The following is an 18,208-nucleotide window of genomic DNA, read 5'->3' as shown; positions in this document are numbered from 1 at the left end:
ATTAAATTTTCATCAACTCTTTTTCTTTTTCTTTTGTTAAATCATCTAATTGTTTAATAAATTTATCAGTTATTTGTTGGATTTTATCTTCGTTATCACTAATTAAATCTTTTGAGATGTTTTCAATTTTTTTGATCTCATCAATAGCATCTCTTCTAATGTTTCTAATTCTAATCTTATAACCTTCTAATTCTTTATGAACTTTTTTAACTAAATTTTTTCTCACATCTTCAGTTAATGGTGCTATTGGAATTCTAATTAAAGTAGCATCACTTACTGGGTTTAATCCTAAATCAGCTTTATGAATAGCTCCAACTGCTTCAGTAATTACATTTCTATCATATGGTTTAATAATAATTAAATTAGGTTCAGGAGTTGTAATTTGAGAAATTTGGTTTAATGGCATTAAACTTCCATAATAATTTACCATTACTTTATCTAAAATAGCTCCACTTGCTTTTCCAGTTCTAATTTGTCTTAAATGTATTACATATGCATCAATAGTTTCTTTCATTTGTAATTCAGCATTTTTTAAAATTAAATCAGTCATAAATTTGTTCCTATTCTATAATTGTTGATTCTAATTTATTTTCTAATACTTTTATAATATTATTATCTCCACTCATATCAAAAACTTCAATCTTTAAGTTAGCATCTTTTGCTAAAGTAGCTGCAGTTAAATCCATAATTCTTAATTGTTTATCAACTATTTCTTGGTGTGAGATTTTTTTTATAAATTTAGCGTCTTTATGTTGTTTTGGATCTTTGTCATAAACTCCTTTAACACCATTTTTTGCCATTAAAATTGCTTCTGCTCCAATTTCGATTGCCCTAATTGTTGCATTAGTATCAGTTGTAAAATATGAATAACCAGTTCCACCTACAAAAATGGAAATAAAGCCTTCATTCATTTTAATTCTTGCTTTTTTAAAATTATAGTCATCAGTTACTGTTTTAATTGGTAGTGAAGAATAAACTTTAATTTTGTCATAACCCATTTTAGTAATAGTACTTTCAAGTGCTAATCCGTTCATAACTGTTGCTAGCATCCCCATATAATCAGCATTTATAGCATCCATTCCAATATTTTCGCCTAATTTACCTCTTCAAATATTTCCTCCTCCAATAACAATTCCTAATTTTAAACCGTTTTTAACAAGATGAATAATTTGACTAGCGATGTTTTCTAAACATTTTTTATCATAAACTTCAGCATCACCTTTTAAAGCTTCACCACTTAATTTTAAAAGTACCACTTTATATTTATAATTCATTTTCCACCTCAAAATACTTCAAAATAACTCTTTATAATTATACAAAAAACCTAAATACTCTTTGTTATAAGATTTAAAAAATGTCAATAAGTTGTATATAAAAAAAGTATGATCATAAATCATACTTTATTCTAAGATAATTCTTTAATTTTTTTAAAATATTCATTAGCATTTTGATTAGAAATTTCTAATTTAATATTTCTAGAATTATCTAAAATTAACTGCTTAAATGAACAAGTATTTGAGTATTTAATTCTTTTATATGTTCTTTTAGTTGGTTTGTAATTAATATATAAAGCTTGAGAATCATTATCTAAAATAATTTTTGTAATTGCTTGAAAATCAATTTTTTCACCTAAATATAAAATTTCATTTTCAGTAATTTTAATAGCAAATTTAGGTAAAAAGATAAATAAAACAATAATTTTACTAATTAAAAATACAAAAGATATTACATTTAAAATTATAGTTGGATATAATTTTTGATTTTCAGTACTAGTTTGACTAAAAATTTTATCTTTTAAATTAAATAAAATTAAACTAATGATTGCTAAAGCTAAACTAATAAAAGAAAGAATATAAAAGACCACAAAATAAATTTTATTATACTTTGTAACTAATGCTTGTTTTTTATTAAATTTAAACAAATAGAAATTAAACATCAAGTTAATTAATAAAACAAAAGTAACTAATAAACCTGAAATAATTCCAAAATATTCTGTATTAAAACTAATCATTGTTATTTTAATTGAGCAGCAACTTCATCAGCAAAGTTAGTTACTACTTTTTCAATTCCTTCTCCAACTTCATATCTAATCATTTTAACTAATGAAACATGTTTAGATTTTAGAAAATCTCCAACTTTAAAACTTTCATCAATTACAAATAATTGATCTAATAAACTAACTTCAGCTAAACGTTTTGATAACTTTCCTTTTAAAATATTTTCTAAAACATTTGCAGGTTTTGCTTGTAATTTAGCATCATCTTTAGCTTGTTCTTTAATAATATGCATTTCTGCATTTTTAAAATCTTCAGGGATTTGATCCATATTAATGTATTTTGGAGCCATTGCAGCAACGTGCATTGCAACATTATAAGCATCAGTTGAATCAAGTTTGTTATCAAAAACTAATAAAGTAGAAACTCTTTTATTAGCATGATTATAAATTACTGAACTACCAGATGTTTTATTAACTAATTCAAATCTTCTTAAAGCAATTTTTTCACCAATTGTAGCAGTTGCTGAAATTAAACTTTGTTCAATAGTTAATCCAGAATCAGTTTTTACTTGTAAACCTTCATTTAAATTTGAAACTTGAGAATTTAATAATGCATTAGCAACTTCATCAACTAAATTTAAAAATTTTTCATTTTTTGCAACAAAATCAGTTTCTGAATTAACTTCTAAAATTACAATTTTTTGTTCATTTTCTTTAGCTAAAACGATTCCTTCAGCTGCAACTCTATCAGTTTTTTTAGCAGCTTTTGCTAAACCATTTTCTCTTAGTCAAACAATTGCATTATCAATATTATTATCACTTGCTTCTAAAGCTTTTTTACAATCCATCATCCCTGCTTGAGTGATTTCACGTAATTCTTTAATTAATTTTGCATCTACTGCCATATTTTTTCTCCTTACTCAGCTTTTGGTTCACTTGGTTTTTCAGTTTCAACTACTTGAACAGTTGGTTCACTATTCATTTGTACATTTTCATTTGCTACACTAACTTGTTGTTCAGTTTGATTTTCACTAGTTACTATTGGTCTATTAATTTGTCTTGGTTCTCTTTTTGGAGCAACAGTTCTTAATACTGATGGGTTCATTTTAATTTGTGCACCTTCAGCATATGCTTCAACTAAAATATTAATAATTAAATTTACTGATTCTTGTAAATCATCATTTCCAGGAATTACATAATCTACCATATCAGGATCAGCATTAGTATCACAAATAGCAATTACAGGAATGTTTAATTTTTTTGCTTCTTTAACTGCAATTTCATCACCTTTTGGATCAACAACAACAATAGCTGCTGGTAATTTATGCATTTGTTTAATTCCACCAAGTGCTTTTTCTAATTTAGCTTTTTCTTTTAAAATTTTAATTTGTTCTTTTTTAGTTCTTAAAGATAAACGACCTTTTTTTTCTTCTTCTTCAATCTCTCATAAAGCTTTAATTCTAATTAAAATAGTTTTTAAATTAGTTAAAGTTCCACCTAATCATCTATTATTAATATAGAAGTTTCCACTTCTTAAAGCAGCTTCTTTAACAGCGTTTTTTCCAGAACGTTTAGTTCCTACAAATAAAATTTTTTGTTGTTTACTTCCTAAAAATTCTAATAATTTTTGAGCTGTATTTAAATGAGTAATAGTTTTTTCTAAATCAATAATGTGATTTTTATTTTTTACTCCATAAATATAAGATTTCATTTTAGGATTTCATCTTTTAGTTTGGTGTCCATATTGAACTCCAGCTGCAGATAATTCTTCTCTTGTTATTTCTCTTGACATAATAACCTTTCTTTATTTGTTAAACTTCAAAATAATTCGAACATTTTCCACTCTTTTTATTTAATTTGAGCACTAGGAAAATGAATCCTTATTTTTGATTGAATAATTTTTTTAAATTAACCAACTTTTATATTTTATCAATTTTTTCTAATTTTACAATCAATAAACAAAAGCATTAATTAAAAAAGCAGAAGTTAATCTGCTTATTGATTTATATTATTTTCTGGATTAAATGAAGTTTGTTCATAAATTTGTTCAATTAATTCTTTTTCTTTTTTAGTTAAGCTTTTAGGAACTACAATATTTACTTTGATTATTAAATCTCCTCTTTTATCTTTATTTATAGATTTATACAATCCTTTGTTATTAATAATAATAACTTCATTAGAATTAATTGATTTTGGTAATTTATATTTAATATCACCATCTAAAGTTTTGATTATAATTTCATTTCCTAAAATTGAATCTAAATAACTAATATTATAAGTCATTAAAATATCATTATTATTAACAATTTCAAATACCTTAGATTCTTTTAAATAAATATCAATAATTAAATCACCATTAACTCCATTATTAGTTGAAGCATGACCTTTTTGAGAAAGTTTAATTTGTTGATTTGGTCTAATTCCTTTTGGAATATTAATTTCAATTTTTTTTCTTTCTAAATATTTACCCTTACCTTTACAGTTTCTACACTTATTTTTAATAATTTTTCCAACACCATTACATACATTACATTTAGCTGATTGTTGAAATTGGAAAAATCCCATATTTTTTTGAATTAAAACTTCTCCAGATCCATGACAATTATTACAAATGCTTATATCATTATTTGACTCAGCACCACTTCCAAAACAAACATTACAATTTGTTAATAAATCTAATTCAATTATTTTATCAACACCAAATAAAAGTTCTTTAAATGTTAAATAAATATCTATACTGACACTTTGTCCTTTAGTTGATCTTTGATAATCAGATTTATTAGATCCAAAAAAATCAGAAAATATATTAGTAAAAGATGAAAATCCAGAAGAACCCATGTTAGAAAATAAATCTTCAAAATCAGTAAAATTTGAAGAAAATCCAGATGAATTATCAAAGGCATGATGACCAAATTGATCATATTGTTTTCTTTTATCTTTATCTAATAATACATCTGCTGCTTCATTAATTTCAACCATTTTATCATGAGCATCAGGAGATTTATTTAAATCAGGATGATATTGTTTTGCAAGTTTTCTATAAGCTTGTCTGATTTCTTGTTCACTAGCAGTTTTTGATACACCTAAAACTTCATAATAATCCTTTTTTTTCATATTCTCTCTTCTTTTCTATAAAAACAAAAACTAACTAGTGTTAGTTTTTATATATTTAGTGTGATTAATTATTTTGTTCTGGTGAATTATTATTTGAATCTGAATCATTATGTTTGTTAGCAAATTCAGCAGCTGCAGCCATTGCTTGTTCTAGTTCAGTCATTTTTTGTTCTAAAGCTTCATAGTTTTCATTTTTAACTAGTTCTTTAATTTCATCAACCATTTTTTGTGATTGTTCTTTTTGCTCAGCACTAATTTTATCACCAGCTTGTAATAATGAAGTTTCAATAATATTAATATAATTTTCAGCTTTGTTTTTTAACTCAATATTTTTTTTCTTAGCTTCATCATTTGCAGCATTTTCTTGAGCTTCTTTTATCATTCTTTCAACTTCAGCTTCACTTAAATTCCCTGAATTTGAAATAGTAATAGTTTTTTCTTCATTAGTATTTTTATCTTTTGCTGAAACACTTACAATACCATTAGCATCAATTTCAAAAGTAACTTCAATTTGTGGAATACCTCTAGGAGCTGGTTGAATTCCTGTTAGTTGGAATTGACCTAATGATTTATTATCAGCAGCCATTGCTCTTTCACCTTGTAAAACATTAATATCAACAGCTGGTTGATTATCTGCTGCAGTTGAAAAGATTTGAGTTCTTTTTGCTGGAATTGTAGTATTTCTTTCAATTAATTTTGTCATAACTCCACCCATTGTTTCAATACCTAATGATAATGGAGTTACATCTAATAATAAAATATCAGTAACTTCACCAGCTAAAACTCCACCTTGAACAGCAGCACCCATAGCAACAACTTCATCTGGATTAATTGATCTATTTGGAGATTTATTTAATAAACTTTTTACTAATTCTTGAACGGCTGGTATTCTTGTTGATCCACCAACTAATAAAACTTCATTAATTTCACTTGGAGTTTTTTTAGCAGCACTTAAAGCATCTTTAACTGGTTGAATAGTTAAATCAACTAAATGTTTTGTAATTTTGTTAAATTCACTTCTTGTTAGAGTTGTTGCAAAAGAAATTGGACCACTTTCATTCATTGCAATAAATGGTAAATTAATTTCAACTTCTAATTGACTAGACAAATTAATTTTTGCTTTTTCTGCTTCATCTTTTAATCTTTGTAAAGCCATTTTTTCTTTAGATAAATCAATATTGTATTCAGCTTTAATTTTACCTAGTAATCATTTGATAATTTCTTCATCAAAATTGTCTCCACCTAATTTATTATTTCCACTAGTTGCAATAACATCAAAACTTCCACCACCAATAGCTAGAATAGAAACATCAAAGGTTCCACCACCTAAATCATAAACTAAAATTGTTTCTTCTTTATCTTGTTTATCTAATCCATAAGCCAAAGCAGCAGCAGTTGGTTCATTAATAATTCTTTCAACTTGTAATCCTGCAATTGTTCCAGCATCTTTTGTAGCTTTTCTTTGCGCATCATTAAAATAAGCAGGAACTGTAATAACAGCTTTAGTTACTTTTTGTCCTAATTTAGCTTCAGCATAATTTTTCATATATCTTAAAATTTCAGCTGAAATTTGTTCTGGACTATAATCTTTTCCTTCTAAATTAACTTTAGAAGTAGTTCCCATTTTTGATTTTATTGATTGAACAACATTTGGATTAGTTACAGCTTGACGTTTAGCAGCACCACCAACAATAATATCTGAATTTTTAAAAGCAACAACACTTGGTGTAGTTCTTTGACCTTCAGGATTTTCTAAAATAATAGGTTGTCCACCTTCAATAACTGAAACAACTGAATTAGTAGTTCCTAAATCTATTCCAATAATTTTTTCTTTTGCCATGATTTTATTTCTCCTTGTATCTTTTTTACTGTTTATCTATTTATTATTGTTTTATTTATTTTGCAACTTTAACTATTGCATAAACTAGTACTTTATCATGAATCATATATCCATCACTTAAAACACCAATAATTTGATTTGTTTTATATTCATCTGATTCAACTGCTTCATTAGCATCATGAAGATGTGGATTAAACATATCACCAACTTTAACATTCATAGCTTTAATATGATGTGATTCTAAAATGTTATCTATTTGATTAACAATCATTTCAAACCCTTTAACATAAGCTTGAACTACTTCATTATTACTAGGAGCATTAACAACTTTTTTTAAAATTTCTAAAGGTTGAATTAAGTCTCTTGCTAATTTACTAGCACCATATTTTTTAATTTCTAATTCTTTTTGATTATACTTTTTAGTCAAATTACTAATTTCAGCTAAATTAAATTGTTTTTCAGATTCAATATCTTTTTTTAAAGTTTCATTTAACTCTTTTAAATTTTGAACTTCTAATAAAACAGTATCAAGTTTTGTTTTTAACTTTAAATATTGATTTTTTTTAACATGAGGTTTTTGAAATTCAGCTTTAATTTTATTTTTATTTTGACTATAATAGTTTTTATTATTTTTTTTATTTTTTAATTCTTCAGTCATTTTAATTCTCCTTTGCATTAATAATTTCAATAATTAAGTTCATTAACTGGTTTACTTGGTTATAATCTACTCTTTTTGGTCCAACTAAAGTTAAAACAGTAGAAGAATTACCAATTTTTAATTCTGTAGCAATCATTGAAATATCATCATTTATTTGATCGATTTCATTACCAATTTTAATTGCTATTTTATTCATATTTTTACTAGATTCATAAGCAATATTAAATCAATCAAAAGGAGATAATTGTTCAACTAACTTAACTGCATTTTTTAATTTATTAGTATCATTAAACTCAGGATTTTCTAACATATATCTCATTCCATGAGTTTCTTTTTGTTCATTTTTTGATTCTAAAATAGTATTTATAAATGTATTTAAAACATAATCATATTGTTTAATACTTAAGGATAATTGATGTTTTAAATCATTTAAATATCGATCTATTTCATCTAATTTAACATCAACTAAAAAATCTGAAAATAATTTAATAGCAATTTTTAAATCAGATAAAGAAATATCTTTTAAATTAAACATTTTATTTTGCACATCACCATCAGAAAAAATAAATAATACACTTACTAAAAATTCTGATAATAATATTAATTCAATTTTTTTTAACTTTATATTTTTTATATTTTGTTTTTTAATTATAACTGCTGTCATTTTAGTTAATTCACTAATAATTTCACCAGCATAATTAATCGTTTTATCAATATCATATTTTCTTAAATCTAATAACTGGTTTAAATAAATTTTTAATCTAGTATAATCAGCTGAATCTAATTTCATAATATTATCAACATAATATCTATAACCTTTAGTTGAAGGAGTTCTTCCACTTGAAGTATGTTGTTTTTCTAAATAACCCTCATGTTCTAAAATAGCTGATTCATTTCTAATTGTTGCTGAAGATATTTTAATATCTAATAGTTCTAAAATTCTTTTAGATCCAACTGGTTGATTAGTTTTAATAAATTCTTCAACAATAGTTTGTAAAATTTTAACTTGTCTTTTAGTTAACATAAAACTAATTAAATTGTTTAAATTCTTCTAAAACAAATTGGTTATTTTCAACATCAATTAGATATCTAGTACTTTCGCTTATTAAACCACTAATAATATAATGTGCTATTAAAGTTTCAATATTTTTTTCAATATATCTTTTAATAGGTCTTGCTCCAAATAATCTATCATAACCTTCATTAATAATTTTGTTTCTAGCTTCTTCTGAAAAATTAATAAAGTAGTTTTGTTCATCTTGTAATCTTGTAATTAATTCATCTAAAAGTTTATCTACAATTTCACCAATTGTTTGCACTGATAAAGCATTAAAATAAACAATATTATCAATTCTATTTAAAAACTCAGGTCTAAAAGTTTGATTTAATTCTGCTTGAATTTTTTGATCATCAATTTGCACATAATCATCTGAAGTTAGTAAGTATTGACTAGCTATATTTGAAGTCATAACAATAATTGTATTTTTAAAATCTATAGTTTTTCCTAATGAATCTGTTAATCTTCCATCATCTAGTATTTGTAATAAGATGTTAAATACATCACTATGAGCTTTTTCAATTTCATCAAATAAAATAATTGAATAAGGATTTCTTCTTACAGCTTCAGTTAGTCTTCCTCCTTCTTCATACCCAACATACCCAGGAGGAGCACCAATTAGTTTAGCAACAGAATGTTTTTCCATATATTCACTCATATCAAGTCTGATCATTTTTTTAGGTGAATTAAATAAAATATCTGCTAAGCTTCTTGCAACTTCAGTTTTTCCCACTCCAGTTGGTCCTAAAAATAGAAAACTACCAATTGGTTTATCTGGATTTTTAATTCCACTTCTACTTCTCATAATTGCTGAAGTAACTGCTTTAATTGCTTGATCTTGACCTTTAACATATTTTTTTAGTAGATCTTCAAGATTTAAAAGTCTTTCTTTTTCTGAAGAAATTAGTTTATCAACTAAAATTCCTGTTGATTTAGAAACAACTTTTGCAATTTCTTGCTCAGTTACTTCTTCTGAAATCATTTTTGTTCCAGATTGTATTTCAAATAAAACTAAACTTTTTTCAAGTGATGGTAATAATGAGTATTGAATTTCTCCAGCTCTTTTATAATTTCCATCATTTTGAGCAGTTTCTAATTCTTGTTTTAAGTTTTCAATACTTGATTTTACTGAATTAATCTTATTCAATTGTTCTTTTTCTTTTTCTCATTTTTGATTTAAATTAGCTTGTTCAATTTTTAAACTATCTAATTCTTTTTTAGCTTCTTGTCATCTTTCTTTAGATTTATCATCTTTTTCTTTTTCTAAAGCAGAAGTTTCAATTTCTAATTGCATTACTTTTCTATTTACTTGATCTAGTTCAATTGGGACACTTGCTAATTCTGTTTTAATAGAAGCACAAGCCTCATCAACTAAATCAATAGCTTTATCTGGTAAATATCTATCAGTTATATATCTACTAGATAGCTTAGCAGCTGAAACTAAGGCATTATCATGAATTCTTACTCCATGATAAGTTTCAAATCGATCTTTTAAACCTCTTAAAATTGAAATAGTTTGATCAACAGTTGGTTCATTAACTAGAACTCTTTGAAATCTTCTTTCTAAAGCAGCATCTTTTTCTATATATTGACGATATTCATTTAAAGTAGTTGAACCAATTGCTTTTAATTCACCTCTAGCTAAAGCTGGTTTTAATAAGTTAGAAACATCCATTCCACTATTATTTCCAGTTTTTCCAGCTCCAACTATTAAGTGTAGTTCATCAATAAATAAAATAATTTCACCATTAGATTTTTGAATTTCATTAACAACTGATTTAACACGAGATTCATAATCTCCCATATACATAGCTCCAGCCATTAAACTACCCATATCAAGTTCTAATATACGTTTGTTTTTTAATAATGTTGGCACATCACCTTTAACAATACGTTGAGCTAATCCTTCAACAATAGCAGTTTTACCAACTCCTGGTTCACCAATTAAAACTGGATTATTTTTTGTTTTTCTAGATAGTATTTGAATAACACGAGAAATTTCTTCTTCTCTTCCAATAACAGGATCTAATTTATTATCTTTAGCATCTTTTGTTAGATCTCTTGTATATTTTTTTAAAGCATCAGTTACTTTTCCTTTTTCTTGAAATTCCACTATCTCAGCTCCTTTAAGTTAAAATCTGTTTTTAACTATTTCTATTGTAACATATTTTTAGCAATTGCATATAGTGAGTGCTAAAAAAATAAAAAAGACCTTTTGGTCTTAAATTATTAAAATATTTCCAATTAAGTATACTAATCAAAAAGCTAAGAATAAACCTATTTTTTATTTTGAACTTCTTTAATAATCTGTTCTATTTGTTTAGCTACTCCATCATTTTCTAAACTATCACAAATTTTAAATGCAACTTTTTTAAGCTCATCAACACTATTTTCAACACAATATCCTTGTTTAACACCTTTAACCATTTCAATATCATTATGATTATCTCCAAACACAATAATATCTTTGTAATTAATATCTAAAGCTTTAGCTAAATGTTTTAAACCAGATAACTTATTAACTTTCTTTTTCATAATGTTAAATAATTTTGGTAGTGATTGAACTAGATCAAATTTATCTTTAATACATTCTTTAATTAAATTTAATTTTTCTTCAGCTTTGTCATCTGAAAGATTTTGTAAACTAATAATTACTTCAACAATTTTTAAATTGTTATTTTTTAATTCATTTGAAATTTCTAATAAATCGTTATACTTTTTAATTTCTCAATGATATTTTTTCTTAGTTTTATTCATATAATTTTGTCAAGAAATTACTCTTTCAGAATTAAAAGTTCCAATCATTGTATTATGAGTATATCCAACAATATCAATATTATGTTCATAAGCTAATTTAAATAACTCACTTGCTAACTTATTATTTAAATAATCAGCATGTAAAACTTCATTAGTCTTTAAATTAGAAATTAAAGCCCCATTACAAGAAATTACAGGTAAATTAACTTTTAGTTGTTTTGCTATTTTTTTATTAGCACCATCAACTCTTCCTGTACAAAACGAAAAACGATTATTACTTAATTTTTGATATTTTTTAATTACTTTAATAGTTTTTTTACTAATAGAAAAATCTTTTAAACAAACAGTTCCATCAAGATCAGATAAAATATATGGATAATTATTCATTATTCTTCAATTCCTTTTCAACGTTCACTTAAAATATAATCTTTACCTTTTTGAGTTTCGTATTTAACTAAATCTAAATAGTCTCATTGTCTTAAAACTTCATAACTAGCAATTCCAACAGTATTTGCAATATTTAAACTTCTAGTCTCACTTATCATTGGTATTCTAAAAGTTGTATTGTAATGTTCTTTTAAAATTGGTTTTGCAATTCCAGTTGATTCTTTTCCAAATACTAAATAAACATTATCATTAATTTTTGAAAAATCAAAATCAGAAATTGGTTTTTGACCATATCTAGATAAACAAAATAAGGTGATATTTTTATGTTTAGTTATAAAATCATTTCAATCATCATATCTAATACAATCAACATATTTATACTCATTTGCACTTGATCTTGATAAATGACGATCATCAAAAATAAAACCTAATGGTTCAATTATATGTAATCTTGCATTAATAGCTACACAAGTTCTCATAATTGCTCCAACATTTTGAGCAATTTCTGGTTGATATAAAACAATATTAATTTTTCTTTTATTCATATAAATCCTTAATTATTTTACATTATCAATATATTGTATTAGTTTATCTATTGCTTTTTTTCTAGCTGAAATTTGATTTTTTAACTCACTACTCATTAATGAATAAGGTCTATCATAACCTTTAGGAATAAAAATAAAATCATAACCAAATCCAAAATCACTTTTTTTAATATCAAAATCAATATAACCTTTAGCTATTGATTGATAAACAAATTGTTTTTTAGTTATTGAATCATATAAAGCAATAGCTGTTGTCATATAAGCTTTTCTTTTATGTAATTGATTTATATGTTTTAGTTTATCTAATAATTTATTGCATATATCATAATGATTAGTTAAAGGATAAGCTCATCTTTTAGAATAAATTCCTGGAAAATTATTTAAAGCTTTAACACAAATTCCAGTATCATCTCCAATTGCCACTCCATTGATATATTTAGCTAAGTGTTTTGCTTTTAATAAAGCATTTTGTTTAAATGTCTTTTTATTTTCTTCTATTTCAACATATTCTGGTATATCTAATAAACTTTTGATTTGATATCCTTTTAAAATTTCACTAAACTCTTTTACTTTATTTTTATTAGTTGTAGCTAAATAAATTACTTTATTCATAAAACCTCTTTATCATCTTTACTATATTAATTTTAAAATATTAAAAATAAAGTTAATCATTTTATTTTTTAAAACTTTAATTAATAAAAAATTTTGCATTTTTTTCTGTTTTATTGTAAAACAACAAAGTATAAAACTTTTATCCTAACCGATTTTAAGTTTTATACAGGAGGAATTATGAAGAAATTAATTGCGATTTTATCATCAATGTTGATAATAAGCACAGCTAGTTTACCAGTAATTGCTTGTCATAAAAAAGAACACAAATTTGAGTCTAACAACTCACTAATAAATACAAAAACTGCTGCTAGTTTATTTGCTAAAGATTTTATTTTAGCAGATCAGCTACAACTAAATTTTCAAGAAATTAAAGTTTTTAAATAAAAATAAAGATCTAGAATTATTAACTAATAAAAATAACTTATTAATTGATAAAAATGAACTAACTTCAAGTTCATTAAAATCAACTAGTCAATTTATTAACAAATATTTTGATGAAAATTCATATAAAAAAGTTATTGATAAAAGTATAAAACTTGACTCTAATAAGAGTTTAAAAAATTCTATATTAAATGAAATTTTTAAATTACTTAGCCTAGATATAAGTGATACTGAAAAAACTAGTAATGATATTAGTAGAATCTTAGAATTAACTTCTAAACTAAATCCTATGTTTATGTTTAGTCATTTTTCAAATATTGATTCTTTATTAAAAGAAATGTTTGAAAAACTTAAACCTAATTTAAAAACTTGATTAGAATCATTATCTAAACCAGATCAAAGTCTAATTAAAAACATTAAAGATTTTCAAGAAAAAGTTGATGTTAATAAAAAGTATAAAGATCTTAAATTAGAAGATCTTGATAAAGCTTTTTATACTAGTTTAATTAATGCTATAGGTTTAGGGTTATCTTCTAAAACTTATAAAGCAATTGAATTAGATGTTAATAAAACTAATGATTCATTACAAAAAGCTAGTGAAAATTTAGCCTCTATTTTAAATGATAAAAAGGGGCTTGAAAAAAATAAAGAGTGAGAAATTGTTAGTTATGTTTTACAAGCTCTTCAATTTTTACAATTAAAACTAAGTTTATTTGATAATACTAAAGAATATGAACCTATATCACCTAATAACTTATTTAATAAAGACAAAACTAACCAAGAATTTATTAAAGAACTTTATAAAGAAAAAACAATAGGTAAAATAACTGAAAATAGATCATCATCTATTAATTTAAAGTACCTACTTTCTTTTTTTAAAAAACCAGTTGATGAATTAAAAGATAGTTCTAAAAAAGATGGATATCAATTGCAAAAATTATTAGCAATGTTATTCTTATCAACTGAAAAAGTTGAATATACAACAAAAAGTTTTAAAGTTGATGATCCAACAGAATATTACAATAATAAAAAAGCACATCCATCAATTTATTTACTATCTATTCTTTCTAAGAATTTTCTAATAAAAAAACTTAGTCCTTTATTAATTAGTAAAACAATTAAAGAAGAAAATGTTAAAAGATTGATTGAACATTCAATTCCATATTTTTATAAATGGTTATCATATACAACAGTTAATTTATTAACTGGAACAAAAAGTTTCTATGAATCGTTAAGCGCTTTATTTGTTAAAGTATTACCTTCTATAGTTGTAATACTTCAAAATGAAACAAAACTTTTAAGTGATGAAATAATAAAATTTAAAGACTTTGCCTTCCCTATATTGTTTCAACAGATAATAACACCAACTTTAAACGTTGCTTTTCCAATAACAATAGATAATAAAACTAATAAAAATTCCTTTAAAATTCTTTATAGCGGAGATGTTTTTTTAGTTAACAAAACTAATGACATGTTTAAAACTTTTAAAGAAAAAATAGAAGGTCTTTTAAAAACATTTAGTAGTTATATACCAATAAAAACTAAAGATATTCCGTTTTCTACAATGCAGTTTTACTTTACTAGTTTTGCAAATAACTACGAATCAATCTTTAAAAATATTCAACACTTTAATTTAAAAACTCTATTAACTACTCCACTTAACAAAATGAATGAATCTTGATGAAAAGATAAATCATTTGCTAAAGAATATCAAAATATATCTATTGCTGATAATTTAGATAAATTATTAAAAGATTTAGATGTTAAAGGTAATGAAAAAATAGAAAATCTACAAAGTACAAATATAAATCTAACTAGTTTAACTGACATAATTTCAACTATTGAAAATTATAAATATCAAGTATCTAACATTAATTACAATAAAAAAACTAATTTAATTGATATTTTAAAAGAAAATCCAGATAAAGCTTTACAAATTCTAGGGTGAACTTCAGATAAAAATAAACCAATAGGACAAAACTCACTACTAGATATAGTATTTTCTAAAGGTTTAAATATTAAAGTTAATGATAAAAATGATAATTCTGAAAATACTATTAATTTATTATCAAAATTCTTATTATCTGTTAATAATTCATTAAATACTGAATTTAATGAAAATAAATTTAATATTTCTTATACATTTTTAGATGATAAGAAAAATAAATTTAACCAATTAGTTTCTCAACAATTAGAAGCTAAATTTGTAAATAATAAAAATAAATCTACAACTAAATATATCTTTAATTATTCTAGAAATACTAAAGATGATAAGTTTAGATTTACAAAAATTACTAAAAATTAATAATTAATAAAACATTATTTTTTATTAAAAAATAATAACTCGATAACAAATGCTCACTCAACTGTTAGTTTATTTGCTAAAGAATTAATTTTAGCAGATCAATTAAAAGTTCAATTGAGTGAAATTAAAAATAAAAACAATAAAAAGTCACTTAGTGATTTATTAAAAGAAAACAATTTAACATTAGAAAATACTGATAAGAGCATCAGTAATATAAACACATTTGAAAATCTTTTAAATCAATATTTTGAAAAAGATTCATACAAAAAAGTGTTAGATTCTAAAATCAAACTAAATTTAAAAAATAACTCATCTAATTTTTTATTTAAAGAAATTTTTCAATTAGTTGGATTAGGTAAAACTGAATTAAATAATTTTAGTGATGATATTACAAAAATTTTAGATTTAACAATTAGTTTAAATCCAATGTTTGTTTTTACTAATTTTAAAGAAATTGATAGTGCTTTAAACACATTCTTTGAAAAACTTAAACCAACTTTTTCAAATTGAATAAAAACTTTAAGCACCCCAAAAGAAGGTTTAGCTAAAAGTATTAAAGCCTTTCAAGATGAAATTGATGTAAATAAAAAATATAAAGATCTAAAAGCTAAAGATTTAGATGTTGCTTTTTATGTAAGTTTAGTTAATGCTGTAGGCTTAGCATTATCAACAAAAGATTTTAAAGAAGTAGAACTAAAAACTAATAATGTATTTGATTCACTAAAAAACGCTGGAGATGCATTAAACAAAATACTAAGTTCTTCAGCTCAACCTAATAAGACAAATGAATTAAAAGTAGTTTCTTATGTTCTACAAGCACTTCAATTCTTACAATTAAAATTAAGTTTATTTGAAAATGCTAGAGATCATAAACCAACATCTGCAGATAAATTATTTGATAATACTAAGCAAAATCAACAATTTATAAAAGATCTTTATAAAGATCAAAATATAGAATCAATAAGCAAGAGAAAACCATCATCTATTAATTTAAAATACTTATTATCTTTTTTTAAAAAACCAGTTCAAGAACTAAAAGATAAAAACCAAAAAGATGGTTATGAATTACAAAAATTATTAGCTATGTTATTCTTAACTGCTGATGAAGTTACTTATAAAAAATACAATAGTACTAATGAATTTGTAGAAGATTCTAAAAAATTTGTTGAAGAAAACAAAAGTTCACCACTTTTTTATCTATTACAAAGAATTTTAGAAAGTCAATTAAATAACAAATTTAAATCTAAAAAAGATAAAATAAGTGTATTAACTAAAAGTTTAGATATTTTAACTAAATGATTAACACTAACAGCAAATGATCTTTTAAATGGTAAAAGTTTAGCTAAATCTTTTAATGAAATTTTTAAAGAAAATCAAATTTTTCAAACTATATTAGAAAAATTATTTGAAAGTGAAATTATTGATAAAAATGTTATCCCTGCTGATTTTCAATTATTTATACCATTTTTACCAGCTTTAGTTAATAGTTTTTTATTCTCATTTTTAACACAAGGTGATGAATTACCTTCACTAATAAAAGAAGTTATTCCAGTAGTAGAATTTAAATTAAATTCAAATCAAAACGCATTTAAAGAAATTTATTCAGGATCAATATTTGATATTAATAAAGTCAAAACTTTTATTAATAACTTAAAAGGAGTTTTAGATAATATAGCTAAAAACCCTGATGGAGAAATATTTGCTGAAGTCTCTAAACAATTTGATACTAAAGTTGTTACAGAATATGCTGAAAAATTTGTAATTAAACCATTTAATGAACTATTTGGTAATGTTAAAACTTTCAATTTAAAAACTTTATTAACTACTCCACTTAATAAAATGGATGAATCAAAATGAAAAGATAGAAGATTTGCTAAACCATTACAAAGTAAATCTGTAGCTGATATTTTAGATACATTACTAACAACTTTAAACGTTCAAGGTAATGAAAAACTAGAAAGCTTAGAAAGTTCAAATATTAACCTAACAGCTTTAACTGAAGTTGTTTCATTAATTAATAATTATTCATACAAAGCAAAAGGAGTTAATAGTAGTAAAACTCAACTAATTGAGCTTTTAAAAGAAAATCCAGATAAAGCTTTACAAATTTTAGGATGAACCTCAGATAAAAACAATCCAATTGGTAAAGGCTCACTGTTAGATACTTTATTATCTAAAGTCTTTAATTTTAAAATGAATGATAGAAAGAATAAAACAGAAAATGCTTTAAACCAATTTGCAAAAGTTACTAGTCTACTAAACAAATGACTTGTTACTCAACTAAATGAATCTGATCTATTAATTACATTTAGCTTTACTAATACTAATAAAAATAGTTCGAACCAATTATTATCTGAAACTATGATAGCTACAGTTAAAAATAAAGTTAATAACTCTCAAACTAAATACACATTTAGTTATGCTAGAGATAAACAATCTAAATTCAAATTTACAAAAATCTCAAAAAATTAATCAATAATCATTATTAACTAAAACTGCAAGATCTTAAATATTATAAGGTCTTGCTTTTTTATTGCTTATTGTTGTTAAATTGAT

Annotated in this window: 14 protein-coding genes and 1 pseudogene; 2 read left to right on the top strand and 13 right to left on the bottom strand. The window is 23.7% G+C overall.

Annotated features, from left to right (window positions below; translation table 4 throughout):
• Position 1: 1 nt before the first annotated feature.
• The 13 genes from frr to rdgB all read right to left on the bottom strand — a co-directional run bounded on the left by frr (position 2) and on the right by rdgB (position 12,966).
• The gene (gene frr / locus MSB_RS01895; protein ID WP_013447693.1) at positions 2 to 550 is read right to left on the bottom strand and encodes a ribosome recycling factor; all 549 of its coding nucleotides are present in this window, start codon (positions 548 to 550) and stop codon (positions 2 to 4) included.
• Positions 551 to 560: 10 nt separating this feature from the next.
• Complete coding sequence (gene pyrH / locus MSB_RS01890; protein WP_013447692.1) at positions 561 to 1,274, bottom strand: UMP kinase; 714 nt, start codon at positions 1,272 to 1,274, stop codon at positions 561 to 563.
• A 131-nt stretch (positions 1,275 to 1,405) separates the two neighbouring features.
• Entirely contained in the window at positions 1,406 to 2,011 is a 606-nt protein-coding gene (locus tag MSB_RS01885) for a membrane protein (RefSeq protein WP_013447691.1), read from the bottom strand.
• Between the two features lie 2 nt (positions 2,012 to 2,013).
• On the bottom strand, positions 2,014 to 2,901 hold the full coding sequence (gene tsf / locus MSB_RS01880; protein ID WP_013447690.1) for a translation elongation factor Ts: 888 nt from the start codon (positions 2,899 to 2,901) through the stop codon (positions 2,014 to 2,016).
• Positions 2,902 to 2,912: 11 nt separating this feature from the next.
• Positions 2,913 to 3,788, bottom strand: a complete 876-nt coding sequence (rpsB, locus tag MSB_RS01875; protein WP_013447689.1) for a 30S ribosomal protein S2 — start codon at positions 3,786 to 3,788, stop codon at positions 2,913 to 2,915.
• 203 nt (positions 3,789 to 3,991) lie between these two features.
• Entirely contained in the window at positions 3,992 to 5,110 is a 1,119-nt protein-coding gene (gene dnaJ, locus MSB_RS01870) for a molecular chaperone DnaJ (RefSeq protein WP_013447688.1), read from the bottom strand.
• Between the two features lie 64 nt (positions 5,111 to 5,174).
• Complete coding sequence (dnaK, locus tag MSB_RS01865) at positions 5,175 to 6,950, bottom strand: molecular chaperone DnaK (RefSeq protein WP_013447687.1); 1,776 nt, start codon at positions 6,948 to 6,950, stop codon at positions 5,175 to 5,177.
• Between the two features lie 55 nt (positions 6,951 to 7,005).
• Entirely contained in the window at positions 7,006 to 7,608 is a 603-nt protein-coding gene (locus tag MSB_RS01860) for a nucleotide exchange factor GrpE (protein ID WP_013447686.1), read from the bottom strand.
• A 1-nt stretch (position 7,609) separates the two neighbouring features.
• Complete coding sequence (hrcA, locus tag MSB_RS01855; RefSeq protein ID WP_013447685.1) at positions 7,610 to 8,632, bottom strand: heat-inducible transcriptional repressor HrcA; 1,023 nt, start codon at positions 8,630 to 8,632, stop codon at positions 7,610 to 7,612.
• Between the two features lie 4 nt (positions 8,633 to 8,636).
• A complete protein-coding gene (locus MSB_RS01850; protein WP_013447684.1) occupies positions 8,637 to 10,778 on the bottom strand; it encodes an ATP-dependent Clp protease ATP-binding subunit in 2,142 nt (713 codons plus the stop codon).
• A 164-nt stretch (positions 10,779 to 10,942) separates the two neighbouring features.
• Positions 10,943 to 11,809 carry a Cof-type HAD-IIB family hydrolase gene (locus MSB_RS01845; RefSeq protein ID WP_013447683.1) on the bottom strand — a complete coding sequence of 289 codons (867 nt, stop codon included), beginning with the start codon at positions 11,807 to 11,809 and terminating at the stop codon, positions 10,943 to 10,945.
• Positions 11,809 to 12,354 (bottom strand): tRNA (cytidine(34)-2'-O)-methyltransferase, encoded by a 546-nt coding sequence (locus tag MSB_RS01840; RefSeq protein ID WP_013447682.1) that lies wholly within the window; start codon positions 12,352 to 12,354, stop codon positions 11,809 to 11,811. The genes MSB_RS01845 and MSB_RS01840 overlap by 1 nt, the downstream gene beginning before the upstream one ends.
• A gap of 12 nt (positions 12,355 to 12,366) precedes the next feature.
• Positions 12,367 to 12,966, bottom strand: coding sequence for an RdgB/HAM1 family non-canonical purine NTP pyrophosphatase (gene rdgB, locus MSB_RS01835; RefSeq protein WP_013447681.1), 600 nt, complete (start codon positions 12,964 to 12,966; stop codon positions 12,367 to 12,369).
• 177 nt (positions 12,967 to 13,143) lie between these two features.
• Here rdgB and MSB_RS01825 point away from each other — a divergent pair.
• Both MSB_RS01825 and MSB_RS01820 read left to right on the top strand, forming a co-directional pair.
• Positions 13,144 to 15,652, top strand: a pseudogene (locus tag MSB_RS01825) (MOLPALP family lipoprotein).
• A 3-nt stretch (positions 15,653 to 15,655) separates the two neighbouring features.
• Positions 15,656 to 18,124 (top strand): MOLPALP family lipoprotein, encoded by a 2,469-nt coding sequence (locus tag MSB_RS01820; RefSeq protein WP_334198801.1) that lies wholly within the window; start codon positions 15,656 to 15,658, stop codon positions 18,122 to 18,124.
• Positions 18,125 to 18,208 lie beyond the last annotated feature (84 nt).

This window comes from Mycoplasma leachii PG50, assembly GCF_000183365.1.
In the GTDB taxonomy this organism is placed as follows: domain Bacteria; phylum Bacillota_I; class Bacilli_A; order Mycoplasmatales; family Mycoplasmataceae; genus Mycoplasma; species Mycoplasma leachii.
Note: the sequence above shows the minus strand (reverse complement) of the source record. Positions and strands in the feature narration are given on the sequence as shown.